A 15,430-nucleotide genomic window follows, 5' to 3' on the forward strand; every position below is an offset into this window, starting at 1 on the left:
GTCGAAAGTCGGCGGGAGGACCAGGAGGGGGCGATATGCGCACGGCAAGCGGGGCACATGGTTCGAGCAATCCGGAGATGCGGATGCGTACAAAGGGCAGCGCTTTGGCGGCACTCGCGCTGGCCGGGGCGATCGCGCTGAGCGCGTGCACGACGCCCGAGCCACAATCGACCCCGAACCCGGTGGAGACCTCGAGCTCCGCGCTGCGGGAGAAGCTCCTGCAGGTCGATGGCCTGTCCGACCCGAGTCAGTCGCGCAGCTACCCCGACTACACGCTGGAATTTGCCATCGACGACCCCGACCGCGCCGAGGAGGCGACCCTCGAGGCGCTCGACCTGTTCTACTCTTCGGGTGTTCCCGAGGCCATCACGCAAGACGTCGCGGACACCTACGACTCCACGGCCCGCTTCCAGCTCAGCATCATCGAGACCGGGTCGAAGGGCGGGGGGCCACACCTCGACCTGCCGATGCCCCTGGACGCCGACAAACAGGCCCTTGCCGACGCCGTCGCCACCTGGAGCCGAATGGGCCAGGTCGAGGGCGTCGAGCTGCAGACGAGCAACTTCGACGCCGGCGCCTTCGAGATGACCTATGCGGTCGACTTCGAGGGCCTACTCGCCGGCGTGCGGCCGACGGCGGTCACACCACAGCTGCACCAGATCCTCGCCGACAGCGGCTACGACCCCGCGGCATCCACGATCACCGGGATCATCACCGCCCCCGAGGCGGTCAACACGGTCGGCGGCAAGGAAAAGTATGTGCAGGGCACCCGCTTCGCCCGCATCTTCCTCACGCTCAAGCCCGCGGCCGGCCCGAACTACGGCTCGGTGCTCTATTTCATCCCCGACGACACCATCGTCGACATCTACGTGCTGCCCAAGCTGGCGCCCGACGGCACGCTCCTCCCCCTCGACCTGACCGCCGAAACGGCGCGCACCGCCGGCCAGACGATCCAGACCGACAACCTCAACGACGCCTGGAAGCTCAGGGACATCATCGTGTTCACCCAGGACGGCATGCAAACCTTCCCCGCCGGCGCCTGAGCAGCGGATGCCGGGGCCGTGCGGCACCGCCCCACTATCGGGCATTGATCCACACCCAGCACCCATGTACAGTGAACTTGACACGTAAAGCACACTGTACATCGAGGAGTCGTGACATGAGCGAAAACACCGAGCGCACAAAATGGGGCCGCACGAAGTTTGGGTCGGGTCGACGATCGGCAATGGCAATCGCGATACCGTGCGGGCTCCTCGTGGGCATCGCCATGGGGGTTGTCGGCGCGATGAGCGGCCTGACCGGGCCCGCACCATGGCTGGGGGCCGCGGTGTTCGCGCTGTGCTTGGCCGTGCCCGTCGTCTTGCTGGTGTGGGTGATCATCGTCGACCGGTCCACATTGCAGGGGGCGGCGAAGGATCCCGAGGAGTCGATCGAATCCCGCTGGTACACGCAGGCAGCAGCTGGCGCCCAGACGGATGTCATTCTTGCGGCGTCCCTCGGAGCTTTCGTTCTCACGTTGATGCCGGGGAGCGGCCAGATCGATGCCCGCTTGGTGCTGCTCGGGGTGATCGCCGCCTCATTCCTCAGCTTCTCCCTCCGCTACCAGCTGCTCCGCCGGAAGGCCTGAGGTGCGCAACATCATCGCTGACACACGCAGGTCCCGAGAGTGGTCACAGCAGCGACTCGCCGATGAGCTCGGCGTCTCGCGTCAGACGATCATCTCCATCGAGCGCGGGAAGTTCGACCCATCCCTCCCCCTCGCTTTTCGCCTGTCCGCGGTCTTCGAGCGGCCAATCGAGGAACTGTTCTTCCCCGAGGCGCCTGATCCCGCGTAATAGTCGACCACCAGCCTCCACGGCTCACGAGCTCGATACCGCTAAGACGCGATGTCGCGCATGCGGAATGTGAACCACGCCGCCCCGCCCAGGAGAGCGGCCCAGCCCGCCATCACCGAAGCGCCCGCGACCGGCTCGAGCAGCCCGACGCCCGGGTAGCGGGTGAGGAGTTGGATCCCGGCGAGGTCGGGAAGGTACCTCACCGCCGGGAGAAACCCCAGCAGGGATATGGTCAGGCCGAGCACTGATGGGACGAGCACGACGAGGGTGACGACGACAGTGCGGGCGAGGACGGTGATCGATGCGGCGATGATCGCGATGAGCAGGTAGTTGAGGGCGACGCCGAGCAGATTCCAGCCCATACCGGGCGTGAATTGGTCGATCCTCAGGCCGTGCTCTCCGAGGGCAGCGTGTTTGAGCAGCACGGCCCCGGTCGTGGAGACCAGCCCGATAAGAATGGCGAGGGCCGCGATCACGATGAGCTTCGCGGCAAGCACACGACCGCGGCGAGGGGTGGCGAGAGCGGTGGTGCGTAGTTGACCGTCTACGTACTCCGTGCCGGCGATCAGCGCGGCAAGCAGGATGACGAGAGGCTGCCCAAACCCGGCGGTCTCGAACCCGTGCGTCTCACGGAGAAACCCCGCCGAGAAGGGGGCAGACGGGTCGAACGCGAGTCCCGCAGCGAGGGCTAGGGCCGGCGGTGCAACGAGCGCGGCGAGAAAAGTGACTTGAATACCGCGCAGTGTGACCGCCTTGGTCAGTTCCGCACGGATCGAGTGAGCCAGGTGGGGCTGAGGGGTCGGAGGGGTCATCGAGCTTCACAGATCCCGACAGGCGAAGACGATCCCCGCGATCACGAGCAGGACGAGTGCCCAGGCGGCCTGTACGAGTCCGCCGGACAGGGGGGCGAGAAGGCCGGCAGCGGGATCGCTGTAAAGGGCGGCCCCGGCAGCGATGGGGAGATACTTCGCGCCATCCCAGAATCCGGTGAGGAAATCGCCGACGCCGATCACGAGCGGCGTGATGAGGATGAGGGGCAGGATCGCGCTCCGGGCGAGGCTGCCGAGAGCGAAGGCGATAAGGGCCGTGAAGGTCCAGGCAAGCGCAACGCCACCGATATTCGCCCAGATAGCGGGTGTCAGCGCCAGCGGATCGAGCCCCGTGGATCCTGCGGCGTGAGTGATGACGACGGTGCCGGCCATGGTCAGAAACCCGACCCCCGCGACCGTGGTCGCGAGGAGCAGGACTTTCACGAAGAACACCCGCGGTCGCTGAGGAGTAGCCAGCAGCGTGACCCGGATCTGCTGGCCCGCCCCGTATTCGCTGCCGGCCGACAGGGCCGCGAGGGCGACGACGAGAACGTAGCCGAAACCGGCCATCTCGAAGCCCTGATACTCCAGCGGGATGGGCTCGGCGGCGAACAACCGCGGGTCGTCGGGCGCGATGCCGACGGCCGAGGCGGCGTTGGTCCAGGCCATCGCCCACGTCCCAAGGATCGTGACCAGAGCGAGAATCAACGCCGGTCGAGACGTGACCGACTTGGTCAGCTCCGAACGAATGAGTGCGAAGCCGGTCACCGTTTCCCGCCATCCGGACCGGTGGAGCGGAAATCGGCGCGCTCGTCGGTGAGGGCAAAGAAGGCGTCCTCGAGCGTGCGATGGCTGCCTGTGACGTCGGCCGCAGCGCCGGAGGCGACGACCCGGCCGCGGGCGATGACCACGAAATCATCCGCCGTGTCTTCCATCTCGGTCATGAGATGGCTGGAGACGAGCACCACCTTGCCCTCATCGGCGAGGGAACGCAGCAGTCGGCGCGTCCACCGGATGCCGTCGGGGTCGAGACCGTTCGTCGGTTCATCGAGCACGAGCACCCGCGGGTCGCCCAGCAGCGCGGCCGCAATGCCCAGACGTTGGCTCATGCCGAGGGAGAAACCGCCGATGCGTTGGCGCGCAGCATCCCTCAGACCGGTGTACTCCAACACCTCGTCGACTCGCCGCTCGGGGATCGCGTTCGACTGGGCCACCCAGGTCAGATGGGCGCGCGCGGTGCGACCGGCGTGGGCGCCGGGGCCGCCGAGCATCGCGCCGACACTCAGCAGCGGGCGAGACAGCGAACGATACGGACTGCCGTCGATTGTTGCGACGCCGGAGGTCACCCGGTCGAGGCCAAGCAGGATGCGGAGGGTGGAACTCTTGCCCGCGCCATTCGGGCCGAGAAACCCCGTCACCCGGCCGGGCAGGGCGGTAAAACTGACGTCGTCGACGACCGTGCGGCGGCCGTGACGTTTGACGAGATGGCTGACTTCGATCATCCCTTCACTCAAGCAAGCGCCACGGCATCCGTCAGTCTGCGAGAGTCGACAACCTCAGAGGGATCAGGCGTGCGGATCGGCGCCGACGAGTCCGCTCTCATACGCGGCGACCACCAGTTGCGCCCGGTCTCGGGCCTGAAGTTTCGTCAGGATGCGGCTCACATAAGTGCGGACAGTCGTCGAGGTCACGAATAGTGCGGCCGCGATCTCGGCATTCGACAGCCCTCGCCCGATCAGCACGAGCGTTTCGCGTTCCCGGGCGGTGAGGTGCTCGACCCGCGCATCTCCTCCCCTCGGAGCGAAACGCGCAATCAGCCGCCGGGTCACCTCGGGGGCGAGTAGAGCGTTGCCCTCGTGCGCGACACGGATTGCGCGCAGGATCTCACCCGGCGGGCTGTTCTTCAGCAGGAACCCCGAGGCCCCCGCGCGCAGGGCGTCGTACACATAGTCGTCCCAATCGAACGTCGTCAGAACGAGAACTCGCGGGCCGTCCGCACGCCCGCAGAGCAGGCGGGTCGCTTCGAGCCCGTTCATCCGCGGCATCTGAACGTCCATCAGCACGACATCCGGACTGTGTGCGCTCGAGAGCCGAACCACTTCGTCGCCGTCACCCGCCACCGCGACGACCGACATCTCCGGCTCGTGCTCGACGAGAACGCTCAAGGATGCTCGAATGTCGGGCTCGTCGTCAGCGATCAACACCCGAATGTTGGTCACGACCCGCCGCCTGCCCGTGTGCCGTTGAGCGGCAGGGAGACCGTGACCGTAAAACCGCGCGCGTCGGCTGCGATATCGAGTACACCCCCGACGAGCGCGACCCTCTCGCGCATACCGGTCAAGCCGTGCCCCTCGCGGACACCCGTCGGCGCGCCGCGGCCGTCGTCCTGCACCTCGACATCCACGCGGTCGGCGGATATTCGCACGCTGACGACCAGCGACGAAGCCGCGGCATGACGGAGCGCATTGGTCACGGCCTCCTGCGTGACCCGGTGCACGGTGACGCGCACGGGGGCGGGAAGATCATCGATCGCGCCGAAGAGATCGAGACGGGTTCGAAGCCCCGCGCGCTCTGCGTGCTCGACGGCGTGGGCAAGAAAGGTTGTCAGCTGTGCCGAGGGTGGCGTCAGGCCTTCGGGCGCGTCGGAGCTGCCGGCGCGCTCGCGGTGCAGGAGTGTTTTCAGCTCGGCCAGTGACTCCCGTGCGCCTTGCTCGATGTCCCGGAGGGCGACACGCAGGTCGGCTTCGTCGAGCGAGGTCACGTGCGCGGCAACACCGGCACGCACCCCGATGGTGCCGAGAGAATGGGAGAGCACGTCGTGCACGTCGCGCGCGAGACGGAAGCGCTCCTCTGCTCGAGATCGAGCAGCCGCCTCGACCCGCGCTTGGCGTGTGCGCACCCCCAGGACCCAGGATGCCGAGAGCACTACCGCGCTCAGTAGCAGCCCGCGAAACCTCTCCTCGACGCCCTCGGCGCTGAGCCCTGCGGACGAGATGAGCAGAACTGCCACACCCGCAACCATCCACCAGGGGAACCGGCGGGAACCGCGCTGTTCCGCGAGCGCGAAAACGGTGAAGCCCGTCAGCACGAAAGGATCGGCGGTCAGGCCGAGCAGCACGGCAACGCCGGTGGCGGTGCCCGTGACGGCGACGGCGAGCACTGGCCAGCGGCCACTCGCCACGAGGCCCGCCACAGCAAGCGCCGCGAGCGCCAGTTGAACCCAACGTCCCTCCCCGTCCGTGGGCGCCACGGTGATCCACAACCCGGCGACGACCGCGACCCCGAACGCGAATCTCAGCACCGGTGCTCGCCACGCGCGCGGCGGCCGAGCGGCACGACCCGACGCGGCACCATGCGTTCTCCTCGTCATGCCCAGCGCCGTCTCCATGCACCCATCGTAGGAGCGCGGCCGATGTCAGCCGCGAACGTCGGCGTTGAGGTGGGCGTCGAGAATGCGCTCCGTGCGTTTGCGAGCCGAGGGGCTGTCGTCGATGAGCAGGTGGAGTGCCAACCCGTCGACGAGCGCGTGGAGCGCGGCCGCCGAGTCGTCCAGCTCCCCTTCGGGCCCGTTCGCGCCCAGGCGCTGGAGGAAGTGACGGCACGCCCGTCGCAGCTTCTCAGCCGATTCATCGCGAACCTCGCGGATCGCCTCCACGTGCGCCTCGGCGAACAACGCGACGTTCACCTCCATCTCGGCACGACGGCCCGGGTCGAGCGGAAGGAACTCGAGCAGGGCGGCCCTCACTCGATCGCGGTCGCCGGCACCGGCATCGGCATCGGCATCGGCCATGACCGCAGTCACGCGCGCAGTCACCCGGATGTTGACGAGCTGCATCCGCACAGGCTCGATCCCGTATCGCCCTGCTCGTGACGGAGCTCGACCTGAACTGACTAGCGGCAGGCCATCGGGCCATCGGGCCATCTTTATTTCAGAGGGCGCTCACGACACACGCGGCCAGGAAGACGACCTGGATGACGGATCGGAGCAGGAGCGGCGTGGTGGGGGCCGCGGGGTGAAGACGCGTCCTCGCGGCCCTGATATTCGCCGGGAAGATCAGGATGAGCAGGAGGCCCAAACAGGCTGCCGCGACGACGCGGGTGGGCTCGAAAATGAGACCGACGGCGCCGGCAACCTCCAGGATTCCCGAGATCGTCACTACGAGGCTCGGATGCGGCATCCAGGGCGGCACGATCGCTATCAGCCCCGCCCGCCGCGGTTGCAAGAAATGGGCCGTCGACGCGATCAAGAACGCGGCCGCGAGCCCACAAGCGGTCGCGGCGGGCCACGACGCGAGGTACGGCACCCCCGCGCCGGCCAGCCGAGCCGCCACCGTTACGACGATCAGAACGACGACCGGCACCATCAGAATGCAGCCGACATCGACGAAGGCGCCCCGGCGGGTTCCTCCGCGAAGGTGAGCGGCCACACCTCTTCGGCAGGGCTCGCGGGGGCGCCCGACGCGGCTTCGATGACGAGCTGGCCGAGGCGCGTGCCGAGCGCGTGCAGGTCGAGGTGGAACGTCGAGAGGTGCGGCTGCAGCATCGAGCAGACGGGGTTGTCGCGAAAACCGATGACCGCGAGCTCTGAGCCGATGGCCACGCGGGCCCGCTCGAGCTCCGGATAGAGGCCGAGCGCCAGCGTCTCTTGCAGCAGCATCAACCCGTCGGGCCGCTCACCCGCTGCCGACAGCAATCGTGATGCCAGCTCATTGCCGCCAGCCGCCGAGTCTCGCACGCGGATGACGGTCGATTCGGCCAGCCCGGCGGCGCGCACGGCGTCGTGCCACGCCTCGATGAAGATGTTGGTGCCCGTGATGTCGCGGTCGTCGCTGGCCAGCGCGAGATGTCGCCGCCCCTCCCCCGCGAGTCGCTCGACCGCCTGGCGCGCCACACCCGCGAAGTCGAGGTCGATCGCCGGGTGGTCGCGGCGCTCGGTGCGCCCCAGCGTCACGAACGGCACCGCCGCGTTCTGCAGATAGTCGACGCGCGCATCGATCCAGCTCGTGTTCGTCAGCACGTAGGCATCGGCGATCGAGCGCTCGACCATGCCGCGCACCTGCCGCAGGCCGTCGCCGTCCGATCTCGTGGGCACCATCACGACATCCAGGCCGCTGTCGTGCAGGATGTCTTGCAGCCCGCCCACGAGCGAGAAGTAAAAGGTCTCACCGAGCGAGGTTCGAGCCGTGTCGACGGGAACGAACAGGGCGACCGAACCCGTGGAACCGCGCCGCAGCGCGCGCCCCGCCTGGTTGGGCCGATAGCCGAGGCGCGACGCGGCCTCGCGCACGCGCGCAACCGTCTGCGGGCTGGCCTCTGGATGCCCGCTCATGGCCCGCGAGACCGTGGAAATGGAGAGCCCGAGCGCCTCGGCGACATCGCGTATGCCGACCTGCGCCATGTGGACTCCTTTCGAGGTCATCCAAGAATGCCATACGCGGGGCTCGACTTAACGGAAACGTTTCCGGTAACGTGTCGGCAAGCAACGTCCAAAGGAGGACACGTGGCCATTACGACCCCCACCCAAGAAAAAGCGGTCATCCGCAAACTCGCCTGGCGCGTCATGCCGCTGCTCGTGGCCGGCTATTTCATCGCCATCATCGACCGCGCCAACATCGGCGTCGCGGCCCTCACGATGAACGCCGACCTGGGCATCACACCCGCCATCTTCGGCCTGGCCGCCGGTGTCTTCTTCATCCCCTACGTACTGCTCGAAATCCCGTCCAACCTGGCTCTCGCCCGCTTCAGCGCGCGCGTCTGGCTCGCCCGCATCATGGTCACGTGGGGCATCTTCTCGGCGCTGCACGCCATCGTGTGGGATGGCACGAGCTTCCTCGTCATGCGCGCGTTCCTCGGTGCCGCCGAGGCAGGCTTCTTCCCGGGCGTCATCTTCCTGCTCACGCAGTGGTTCCCGCGCGAATACCGCGGGCGCATGATGGCCATCTTCACCATGGGCATCCCCATCGCCCTCGTCATCGGCACGCCCCTCTCGGGCCTGCTGCTGCACATGGACGGCATCCTGGGCCTGCACGGCTGGCAGTGGCTGTTCATCATCGAGGGCCTGCCCGCCGTCGTGATCGCGTTCATGCTCTTCTTCATGCTGCCCAAGAACCTCGAAACGGCGAAGTTCCTCAACGAGTCCGAGCGCAGCTGGCTCACCACCACCCTCGAGCGTGAGCGCGCCGAAGCCCCCGGCGAGAAGAAGCACCAGAGCATTCTTCGGATGCTGCTGAACCCCCGCATCCTCGTCTTCGCCCTGGCCTACTACGGCCTCACCAACCTCAACGGCGCCATCAGCACGTTCCTGCCCCAGATTCTCGGACCGCTCGGCCTCGACAACACGGGCACCACGTTCGTCGCCGCCGTGCCCTACGCCTTCGGGCTGCTCGGCATGATCCTGCTCGGCCGCTACGCCGACCGGGCCAAGCGTCGATCGGATGCCGTCTACCTCGCGCTCGGCATCGCGGTCGTCGGGCTCGTGGGTGCCGCCCTGGCCCCCACCCCGATCATCCAGTTCGTGGCCCTGTGCATCGCCGCGATCGGCGTCTTCGGCGTGCTGCCCGCCTACTGGGGCGTGCCGACCGCGCTGCTCGGTGGCGCCGCCGCGGCCGGAAGCATCGCGTTCATCAACGCCTTCGGCAACATCTCGAGCGTCGTCAACCCGGCCGTCATCGGCGCCATCAAGGAGTCGACCGGAACGTTCCAGGGCGGCCTGCTGTGGCTGGCGCTCATGGGCGTGCTCGCGGCCGTCGCCCTCACGTTCGCCATCCGCCTCGCGGCGAAGCAGGCCGGCGGCATCGCCCAGGCCAGCGGAACCGCGTTCCGCCCCTCGAAGGAGCTCCGATGACCGACCACGCCGAGACGCCCCCCGAGGCGCGCATCGACACTGACACCGACACCGCGATCGCATCCGTCCGCATCCTGAGCCTCGCCGGAACGCTGCCCACCGAGGGCGACCTCTGGGAGGACTGGCTGGTGCGCCCGGCGCACATCTACCCCGAGATCCGCGACGCGCACTACGCCGAGGGCGGCGAGCAGGGCCCCGACGGGTTCGCCGTGCAGACCTACTTCGTCGAGATCGCGACGCGCTCGGGGGCGGTCGGCCGCGGCGGCCCCATCACGGCGGGCATCGCGCAGATCATCGCCTCCGACCTGCGCCCGCTCCTCGTCGGCGCCGACGGCATCGCGGGCGAGAAGCTGTGGGATGTCATGCACCGCACGCAGGTGCACGGCCGCCAGGGCCAGACGATGCTCGCCATCTCGGCCGTCGACGCCGCCCTGTGGGACCTGCGCGGAAAGTGGATGGATCAGCCCGTCTACCGTCTGCTGGGCGGGCCCACCCGGCCATCCATCCCGGCTTATGCCTCGATGCTGGGCTTCTCGGTGAGCGATCCCGACCTGGTCGCCGCGCGCGCCACCGCCTATCGCGACGCCGGTTACGTGGCCCAGAAGTGGTTCTTCGCCAACGGCCCGTCGAGCGGTTACGAGGGGATGCGCGCCAACGTGCAACTGGTCCGCACGCTGCGCGAAGCCGTCGGGCCCGACTACGACCTCATGTTCGACTGCTGGCAGTCCTTCGATCCGACCTACACGGCCGAGCTGGCCCGCCGCATCGCGCCCTACCAGCCGCGGTGGCTCGAAGAACCGCTCATGCCCGACCGCATCGACGGGTATGCGCGGCTGCGCGATCGGCTCGACATCCCCATCGCCGGCGGGGAGCACGAGTACACGCGGTGGGGCTTCCAACGATTCCTGGATGCCGGAGCGGTCGACGTTCTGCAGCCCGACATCTACTGGTGCGGAGGCCTGAGCGAGACGCTCAAGATCGCTGCGGCCGCGAGCGCGCACGATGTCATGGTGATCCCGCACGGGCATTCGGCCGCGGCCACGTTGCACTTCTCGCTGGCGCAGTCGCCATCATCCACGCCCATGCAGGAAGACCTGATCAAGTGGAACGCCGTGCACCAGCTGTTCCTGCGCAACCCCGTCACGCCCGTGCGCGGGCTGCTGACGCCGAACGACGAGCCCGGCATCGGCATGGAACTCGACCTGTCGCGCGCGACCGCGCAGGCCTACGTCATGGAGTGACGCTCGCCGGCGGCCCGCGGCGCCGTCAGGGTGGCGAGGAACCGGTAGGCGTTCGCCTTGTAGTTGGCCGTGCTGAGCATGAACGGCGACCCGTGTTGGTTGTAGCTCAGCTCCTCACCGACGAGGACGGGCTCCTCGGCCGCGATACCGAGGAGCTCGCCGACGCTGCCCGCGAGCGCCGCCGAGATGACGAAGTCGCTGCGCGAGGGTGCCGTGCCGTGCGCCTCGAGGGCCGCATAGAGCGAACGGTCGGTGAAGTCCTCGTCCTCGATTCCGGGCGCCTGCCAGAGCGCGATGACCGAGCGCTCGACGCAGATCGGTTCGCCCTCGAGTGAGCGGATGCGCTCGAGCTCGAGCACGAGATCGGTGCGTTTGGGCTGCAGGCGTTGACGCTCCTCGTGGCTGGCCAGACGCGTCACCGAGCGCGTGACGCGCGTCTGCACCGACAGCCCGCGCCGCCGGGCCATCTCGGTGAAGCTGAGCAGCTGCCGGGGCGGCGGGCCGTAGGGCACGGCGCTGATGAACCATCCCGATTGCGGCGCCGACGTGACATGACCCTCGGCGGCCAGGTGGGTCAGCGCCTTGCGCAGCGTCGAGCGGCTCACGTCGAACCGTTCGCACAGCACGCGCTCGGGCGGCAGGCGGCCCGCCGACCCCAGGTCTTCGGTTTGGATAAAGAGCAGCAGACGCTCGGCCACCGCCTCCGCGAGGCGTGAAGGATTCGAGCCGTTCGCTCCGGCATTCGTTGCGCCGCTGGGCGCGGCATTCGACACGCTGATCGTCGCGGTGTTCGGCAGGCCTTCATCGGCGGGATACATAGGGCAACCCTACAGACCAGTGCAGTCCAATTGGCCTATTTTTCGTGCGCTCTCTGCGGCAAGGCCCGAGAAGTGCATAAACTCCGAGCTAGTTCAAGACCAAAACAGACCAACGCTGGGAAAGGACCATCAATGGCGAAACGGTTGATCTGCCTCGCGGGCCATGCGGATATCGCGGCGGGAGTCGCCAGCGCGGCGACCCTCATCATGGGTGATTCCGACGAGTTGCGCGCCGCCCCCTCCTACACGGGAGATGTCGACGAGCTGCGGCGCTTCGTCGACGGCCTGCTCGACGAGATCGGCGACGACGGCTCACTCATCCTCGTGACTGACTTGGCCGGCGGCAGCCCGAGCAATACGCTGCTCGCCTACCGCGACGACCCCCGCGTGCTCCAGTTCGCGGGCATGACCCTCTCGCTCGTGATCGAGCTGCTGGCCGACGACCCCCTCGCCGGTGGCGGCACCTTCGACAGCGCTTTCACCGAGCGCATCCGCTCGACCGTCACACCCCTCCCCCGGCCGATCGAGTCGCCCGCCAACTCCGGTCAGTCCCCCACCGAAGAGGAAGACTTCTGATGATCCAATTGCTGCGAGTCGATCACCGACTCATACACGGCCAGGTCGTGATGTCCTGGATGCGCAGCCTCGAGCCCACGGCGATCCTCGTGGCCAACGACAGCGTGCCGAACGACGAGCTGCGCAAGAGCACGCTCAAAATGGCCAAGCCCACCGACGTGAAACTGGTCATCAAGACCGTGGCCGACTCGATCGAGGCCATCAACTCGGGCAAGACCGACTCCTACAAGCTGTTCATCCTGACCGAGAGCGTCGAGGATGCTGTGCGCCTGGCCCGGGAGTGCCCCGCCATCCGCCACATCAACCTCGGCGGCACGAAGCGCCTGCCGGGCACGACACCGCTCACCAACACCGTCAATCTCACGGCCGACGAGGTCAGCGCACTGCGCGAACTCGCAGCCACGGGCGTCGAGGTCGAAGCGCGCGCCGTCGCCACCGATCGCAAGACGGTCGTGACCGCGGACAGCGTGGTGGGGTCATGATCACCGCACTCATCCTGTTCTGCGCGGCCCTGACTCTCGGCCTGATCGACCTCTTCTTCGGCCGCAACCTGGCCATCCGACCGCTCGTGACGGGCACGGTCGTGGGCTTCATCCTGGGCGACCCCGTGAAGGGCATGGCTATCGGCGCCACGCTCGAGCTCGCGTTCATCGGCCTATTCACGGTGGGCGGCGCCATGCCTCCCGAGATCTTGACGGGTGGCATGCTCGCCACGGCGCTGGCCATCACGGCGGATGCGGGGGCCGAAACGGCTCTCGTCCTTGCCTTCCCCATCGCGGCCCTGGGCCTCATCGTGAAGAATCTTCACTTCGTCTTCGTGGCGCCCGCGCTGTTGCATCGGGCCGACACGTTCGTGCAACGCGGTTCCATCCGCGGGGTCAGCGCCATGCACATCCTGTCCGGGTTCCTCTGGGTGTTCTGGTTGGCGCTCGTCGTGGGCATCTCCTACGCCGTGGGCAGCGATGCCATCGGGGCCGTGGTCGCCGCCATCCCCGAGCCCGTCACGGTGGGCCTGCAGGTGGCCACCGGCATCCTGCCCGCCCTCGGTTTCGCGCTTCTCGGCCGGATGCTCATGGGCAAACGCGTCATGCCCTTCTTCTTCCTGGGCTTCCTGATCGTCACCTACAGCGGGTTCCCGATCGTCGGACTCGCGGCCGTCGCGGCCATGGTCGCCTGGATCCTCGTGGACATCGAACGCCGCCGCACCCCCGCGCAGAACCCCGCCCTCGCCCTGAACGGAGCAGCAGACGATGACTTCTGATCTCTCGACCACCGGTCCCGACAGCCCCGAATCGCCCGCCGGCGCGACCGACGCTCCGGGCGCGACGAACGCTCCCGGCGCGATCAGCACGGCCGTGCTCAACCGCATGTACGTGCGCGCCCTGAGTGTCGAAGCATCCTTCAACTACGAGCGCCAGCAGGGTCTGGGCTTCGCCTACTCGATGATCCCCGCGGTCAAGGCGCTCTACGCCAAGGAGGCCGAGCAGGCCGCGGCGCTCAAGAAGCACCTCGAGTTCTTCAACACCACGCCCTACGTGGCCACGGCCATCGTGGGTGTCTCGACGGCCGTCGAGGAGCAGCTGAGCCGCGACCGCACGCTCGACCCCGCGACCGCCAACAGCGTGAAGGCCGCCCTCATGGGCCCGCTCGCGGGCATCGGCGACTCCCTCTATTGGGGCACCATCCGCCTGCTCGTCACCGGCATCGGCGTCTCGCTGGCCATGGCGGGAAACATCCTCGGGCCGATCATCTTCTTCCTCGGGTTCAACATCCCTGTCCAGGTGCTCTCCTACCTCTACCTGCGCTCGGGCTACCGGTTCGGCACCAAACTGCTCGCCCGCATCTCGGGCAGCGATGGGATGGCGAGCCTGACCTATGGTGCGGGCATCGTCGGTCTCATGGTGATCGGCGGGCTCACGGCATCCCTCGTCTCGATTCACGTGCCCATCGAATTCGAGGTGGGCGAGGGCACGAGCTCGATCCAGACGGATGTCCTCGACGGAATCATGCCCGGCATCCTCGCCCTCGGCGCCTTCTGGCTCATCTACTGGCTGCTCGGCAAGGGCTGGAAGACGACATGGCTGCTGCTCGCGATCTTCGGCGTCGGCCTGGTCGGCGCGTTCACGGGCGTGCTGGGCGTCGCATCCTGAGCCACCGCGCATCCGCTCTCTCTTCTCACCGCATCACAGCAAGGACTGACATGACGACAATGCTCGACTGCATCACCGAACAACCCGCGATCTGCGAAACCATCCTGCGCGACGAGGCCCACAGCTTCGGCGACCTCGACCGGCTGCTGGATGGCCGCACGGTCACGCGTGTGCTCGTGCTCGCCACGGGCTCCTCGATGAACGCCGTGCGCGCCACCGAACGGCACTTCGCGGCCGTGGCCGGCGTCAGCACCGTGACCATCGAGCCCTACACGTTCTCGGAGTACGAGACCATCGACACCGCTTTCGACCTCGTCGTCGCCGTCTCGCAGCGCGGCACGAGCACGTCCACGATCGACGCCGTCGCGGCCGCCCGTGCCCGCATCGATGCGCCCATCGTGGCCATCACGGGTGACGTGAACTCTCCTCTCACCGAGCACGTCGACGCATCCGTCAACATCCGGTGCGGGGACGAGGCCGTGCGCTACTCGACCAAGGGCGTCACCTCGACCGTGCTCACGCTGCTGCTGCTGTCGGTGCGCCTGGCCGAGCGCCAGGGGCGCGTGGTCGAACCGCGCGACGGGCGCGAGGGGATGGCCGCGGCCGTCGCCCAGCTGCCCCGCATCATCGAGGATGCCGAACGCTACTACGCCGGGAATGCGGCCGAACTCGACGCGGTCAGCCGCATCTCGGTTCTCGGCTACGGCCCCAACATCGGCACGGCCGTGGAGGCGGAGACGAAGATCATCGAGACCGTGCGCGTGCCCGTGCAGGGCATGGAGCTCGAGGCCTACATGCACGGCCCGCTGTTCGAGCTCAAGCGCGACTACACGCTGTTCCTCACCGAGGTTCCCGGCGTGAGCTCGGCCGCGCGGTTGCGCCAGTTCGCGGAGTTCGCGTCGCGCTACTGCGACTTCGTGCACATCGTGACGCTCGGGGCCCCGACCGGGTGGCCGCGCGAACTGGCGCTCGACCTCGATGTGGCCGAGGTGTTGTCGCCGCTCGCGCTCATCCCCGTCTACCAGGTGTTCGCCTACCGCATGTCGGTGGCGAAGGGCAACGACCTCGTGGCGCCCGCGTTCCCCGACTTCCGGTCGGCGATGCGCACGAAGGTCGCAGGTTAGTTAGTTCGAGACGCCCGCCGGCTGCCTGAGGGC

Annotated in this window: 19 protein-coding genes; 10 read left to right on the plus strand and 9 right to left on the minus strand. The window is 67.9% G+C overall.

Annotation, left to right across the window (positions count from 1 at the left end; all coding sequences use genetic code 11):
* Positions 1-83 precede the first annotated feature (83 nt).
* From ALI44B_RS09365 to ALI44B_RS09375, 3 genes are all read left to right on the plus strand, one after another.
* The gene (locus tag ALI44B_RS09365; protein WP_143459160.1) at positions 84-1,043 is read left to right on the plus strand and encodes a hypothetical protein; all 960 of its coding nucleotides are present in this window, start codon (positions 84-86) and stop codon (positions 1,041-1,043) included.
* 116 nt (positions 1,044-1,159) lie between these two features.
* Positions 1,160-1,627 carry a hypothetical protein gene (locus tag ALI44B_RS09370; protein ID WP_143459162.1) on the plus strand — a complete coding sequence of 156 codons (468 nt, stop codon included), beginning with the start codon at positions 1,160-1,162 and terminating at the stop codon, positions 1,625-1,627.
* A gap of 1 nt (position 1,628) precedes the next feature.
* Positions 1,629-1,835, plus strand: coding sequence for a helix-turn-helix transcriptional regulator (locus tag ALI44B_RS09375; protein ID WP_077054447.1), 207 nt, complete (start codon positions 1,629-1,631; stop codon positions 1,833-1,835).
* Between the two features lie 41 nt (positions 1,836-1,876).
* Here ALI44B_RS09375 and ALI44B_RS09380 read toward each other — a convergent pair whose 3' ends face one another.
* The 8 genes from ALI44B_RS09380 to ALI44B_RS09415 form a co-directional block, all read right to left on the minus strand.
* Positions 1,877-2,647, minus strand: coding sequence for an ABC transporter permease (locus ALI44B_RS09380; RefSeq protein ID WP_077054448.1), 771 nt, complete (start codon positions 2,645-2,647; stop codon positions 1,877-1,879).
* Positions 2,648-2,653: 6 nt separating this feature from the next.
* Positions 2,654-3,412 carry a hypothetical protein gene (locus ALI44B_RS09385; RefSeq protein WP_077054449.1) on the minus strand — a complete coding sequence of 253 codons (759 nt, stop codon included), beginning with the start codon at positions 3,410-3,412 and terminating at the stop codon, positions 2,654-2,656.
* Entirely contained in the window at positions 3,409-4,146 is a 738-nt protein-coding gene (locus ALI44B_RS09390; protein ID WP_077054450.1) for an ABC transporter ATP-binding protein, read from the minus strand. Before ALI44B_RS09390 ends, ALI44B_RS09385 begins: the two co-directional genes overlap by 4 nt.
* Positions 4,147-4,209: 63 nt before the next feature.
* Positions 4,210-4,863, minus strand: coding sequence for a response regulator transcription factor (locus tag ALI44B_RS09395; protein ID WP_143459165.1), 654 nt, complete (start codon positions 4,861-4,863; stop codon positions 4,210-4,212).
* Positions 4,860-6,032 (minus strand): sensor histidine kinase, encoded by a 1,173-nt coding sequence (locus ALI44B_RS09400; protein ID WP_083709824.1) that lies wholly within the window; start codon positions 6,030-6,032, stop codon positions 4,860-4,862. The genes ALI44B_RS09395 and ALI44B_RS09400 overlap by 4 nt, the downstream gene beginning before the upstream one ends.
* 27 nt (positions 6,033-6,059) lie before the next feature.
* A complete protein-coding gene (locus ALI44B_RS09405) occupies positions 6,060-6,479 on the minus strand; it encodes a TetR family transcriptional regulator C-terminal domain-containing protein (RefSeq protein WP_077054452.1) in 420 nt (139 codons plus the stop codon).
* Positions 6,480-6,573: 94 nt separating this feature from the next.
* Positions 6,574-7,008 (minus strand): DoxX family protein, encoded by a 435-nt coding sequence (locus tag ALI44B_RS09410; RefSeq protein WP_077054453.1) that lies wholly within the window; start codon positions 7,006-7,008, stop codon positions 6,574-6,576.
* Positions 7,008-8,042, minus strand: coding sequence for a LacI family DNA-binding transcriptional regulator (locus tag ALI44B_RS09415; RefSeq protein WP_077054454.1), 1,035 nt, complete (start codon positions 8,040-8,042; stop codon positions 7,008-7,010). The genes ALI44B_RS09410 and ALI44B_RS09415 overlap by 1 nt, the downstream gene beginning before the upstream one ends.
* Positions 8,043-8,144: 102 nt before the next feature.
* Between ALI44B_RS09415 and ALI44B_RS09420 the strand changes: the two genes are divergently transcribed.
* Both ALI44B_RS09420 and ALI44B_RS09425 read left to right on the plus strand, forming a co-directional pair.
* Positions 8,145-9,488, plus strand: coding sequence for an MFS transporter (locus ALI44B_RS09420; protein WP_077054455.1), 1,344 nt, complete (start codon positions 8,145-8,147; stop codon positions 9,486-9,488).
* On the plus strand, positions 9,485-10,729 hold the full coding sequence (locus ALI44B_RS09425; protein WP_077054456.1) for an enolase C-terminal domain-like protein: 1,245 nt from the start codon (positions 9,485-9,487) through the stop codon (positions 10,727-10,729). The genes ALI44B_RS09420 and ALI44B_RS09425 overlap by 4 nt, the downstream gene beginning before the upstream one ends.
* Here the strand turns inward: ALI44B_RS09425 and ALI44B_RS09430 are convergent.
* Positions 10,714-11,547, minus strand: coding sequence for a GntR family transcriptional regulator (locus ALI44B_RS09430; RefSeq protein WP_083709830.1), 834 nt, complete (start codon positions 11,545-11,547; stop codon positions 10,714-10,716). The genes ALI44B_RS09425 and ALI44B_RS09430 overlap by 16 nt on opposite strands.
* A gap of 132 nt (positions 11,548-11,679) precedes the next feature.
* Between ALI44B_RS09430 and ALI44B_RS09435 the strand changes: the two genes are divergently transcribed.
* Genes ALI44B_RS09435 through ALI44B_RS09455 form a run of 5 tightly spaced genes read left to right on the plus strand, consistent with a single transcriptional unit; the run spans position 11,680 to position 15,397 of the window.
* Positions 11,680-12,123, plus strand: a complete 444-nt coding sequence (locus tag ALI44B_RS09435; protein ID WP_083709831.1) for a PTS sugar transporter subunit IIA — start codon at positions 11,680-11,682, stop codon at positions 12,121-12,123.
* Complete coding sequence (locus ALI44B_RS09440) at positions 12,123-12,605, plus strand: PTS sugar transporter subunit IIB (protein ID WP_077054458.1); 483 nt, start codon at positions 12,123-12,125, stop codon at positions 12,603-12,605. The genes ALI44B_RS09435 and ALI44B_RS09440 overlap by 1 nt, the downstream gene beginning before the upstream one ends.
* A complete protein-coding gene (locus ALI44B_RS09445) occupies positions 12,602-13,384 on the plus strand; it encodes a PTS mannose/fructose/sorbose/N-acetylgalactosamine transporter subunit IIC (RefSeq protein ID WP_077054459.1) in 783 nt (260 codons plus the stop codon). The genes ALI44B_RS09440 and ALI44B_RS09445 overlap by 4 nt, the downstream gene beginning before the upstream one ends.
* Positions 13,374-14,273 (plus strand): PTS system mannose/fructose/sorbose family transporter subunit IID, encoded by a 900-nt coding sequence (locus ALI44B_RS09450; RefSeq protein WP_083709832.1) that lies wholly within the window; start codon positions 13,374-13,376, stop codon positions 14,271-14,273. Before ALI44B_RS09445 ends, ALI44B_RS09450 begins: the two co-directional genes overlap by 11 nt.
* Before the next feature lie 50 nt (positions 14,274-14,323).
* Complete coding sequence (locus ALI44B_RS09455) at positions 14,324-15,397, plus strand: SIS domain-containing protein (RefSeq protein ID WP_179100247.1); 1,074 nt, start codon at positions 14,324-14,326, stop codon at positions 15,395-15,397.
* Positions 15,398-15,430: the final 33 nt, after the last annotated feature.

The sequence above is a fragment of the Leifsonia sp. ALI-44-B genome, from assembly GCF_001984125.1.
Lineage (GTDB): Bacteria > Actinomycetota > Actinomycetes > Actinomycetales > Microbacteriaceae > Okibacterium.

Bases quoted from the DNA above. Each gene is read 5' to 3' on its own strand.
- ALI44B_RS09390 (WP_077054450.1), bottom strand. From the start codon at position 4,146: ATGATCGAAGTCAGCCATCTCGTCAAACGTCACGGCCGCCGCACGGTC.
- ALI44B_RS09440 (WP_077054458.1), top strand. From the start codon at position 12,123: ATGATCCAATTGCTGCGAGTCGATCACCGACTCATACACGGCCAGGTC.
- ALI44B_RS09410 (WP_077054453.1), bottom strand. From the start codon at position 7,008: ATGGTGCCGGTCGTCGTTCTGATCGTCGTAACGGTGGCGGCTCGGCTG.
- ALI44B_RS09365 (WP_143459160.1), top strand. From the start codon at position 84: ATGCGTACAAAGGGCAGCGCTTTGGCGGCACTCGCGCTGGCCGGGGCG.
- ALI44B_RS09445 (WP_077054459.1), top strand. From the start codon at position 12,602: ATGATCACCGCACTCATCCTGTTCTGCGCGGCCCTGACTCTCGGCCTG.
- ALI44B_RS09435 (WP_083709831.1), top strand. From the start codon at position 11,680: ATGGCGAAACGGTTGATCTGCCTCGCGGGCCATGCGGATATCGCGGCG.
- ALI44B_RS09370 (WP_143459162.1), top strand. From the start codon at position 1,160: ATGAGCGAAAACACCGAGCGCACAAAATGGGGCCGCACGAAGTTTGGG.
- ALI44B_RS09380 (WP_077054448.1), bottom strand. From the start codon at position 2,647: ATGACCCCTCCGACCCCTCAGCCCCACCTGGCTCACTCGATCCGTGCG.
- ALI44B_RS09430 (WP_083709830.1), bottom strand. From the start codon at position 11,547: ATGTATCCCGCCGATGAAGGCCTGCCGAACACCGCGACGATCAGCGTG.
- ALI44B_RS09455 (WP_179100247.1), top strand. From the start codon at position 14,324: ATGACGACAATGCTCGACTGCATCACCGAACAACCCGCGATCTGCGAA.
- ALI44B_RS09415 (WP_077054454.1), bottom strand. From the start codon at position 8,042: ATGGCGCAGGTCGGCATACGCGATGTCGCCGAGGCGCTCGGGCTCTCC.
- ALI44B_RS09405 (WP_077054452.1), bottom strand. From the start codon at position 6,479: ATGCAGCTCGTCAACATCCGGGTGACTGCGCGCGTGACTGCGGTCATG.
- ALI44B_RS09400 (WP_083709824.1), bottom strand. From the start codon at position 6,032: ATGGAGACGGCGCTGGGCATGACGAGGAGAACGCATGGTGCCGCGTCG.
- ALI44B_RS09450 (WP_083709832.1), top strand. From the start codon at position 13,374: ATGACTTCTGATCTCTCGACCACCGGTCCCGACAGCCCCGAATCGCCC.
- ALI44B_RS09425 (WP_077054456.1), top strand. From the start codon at position 9,485: ATGACCGACCACGCCGAGACGCCCCCCGAGGCGCGCATCGACACTGAC.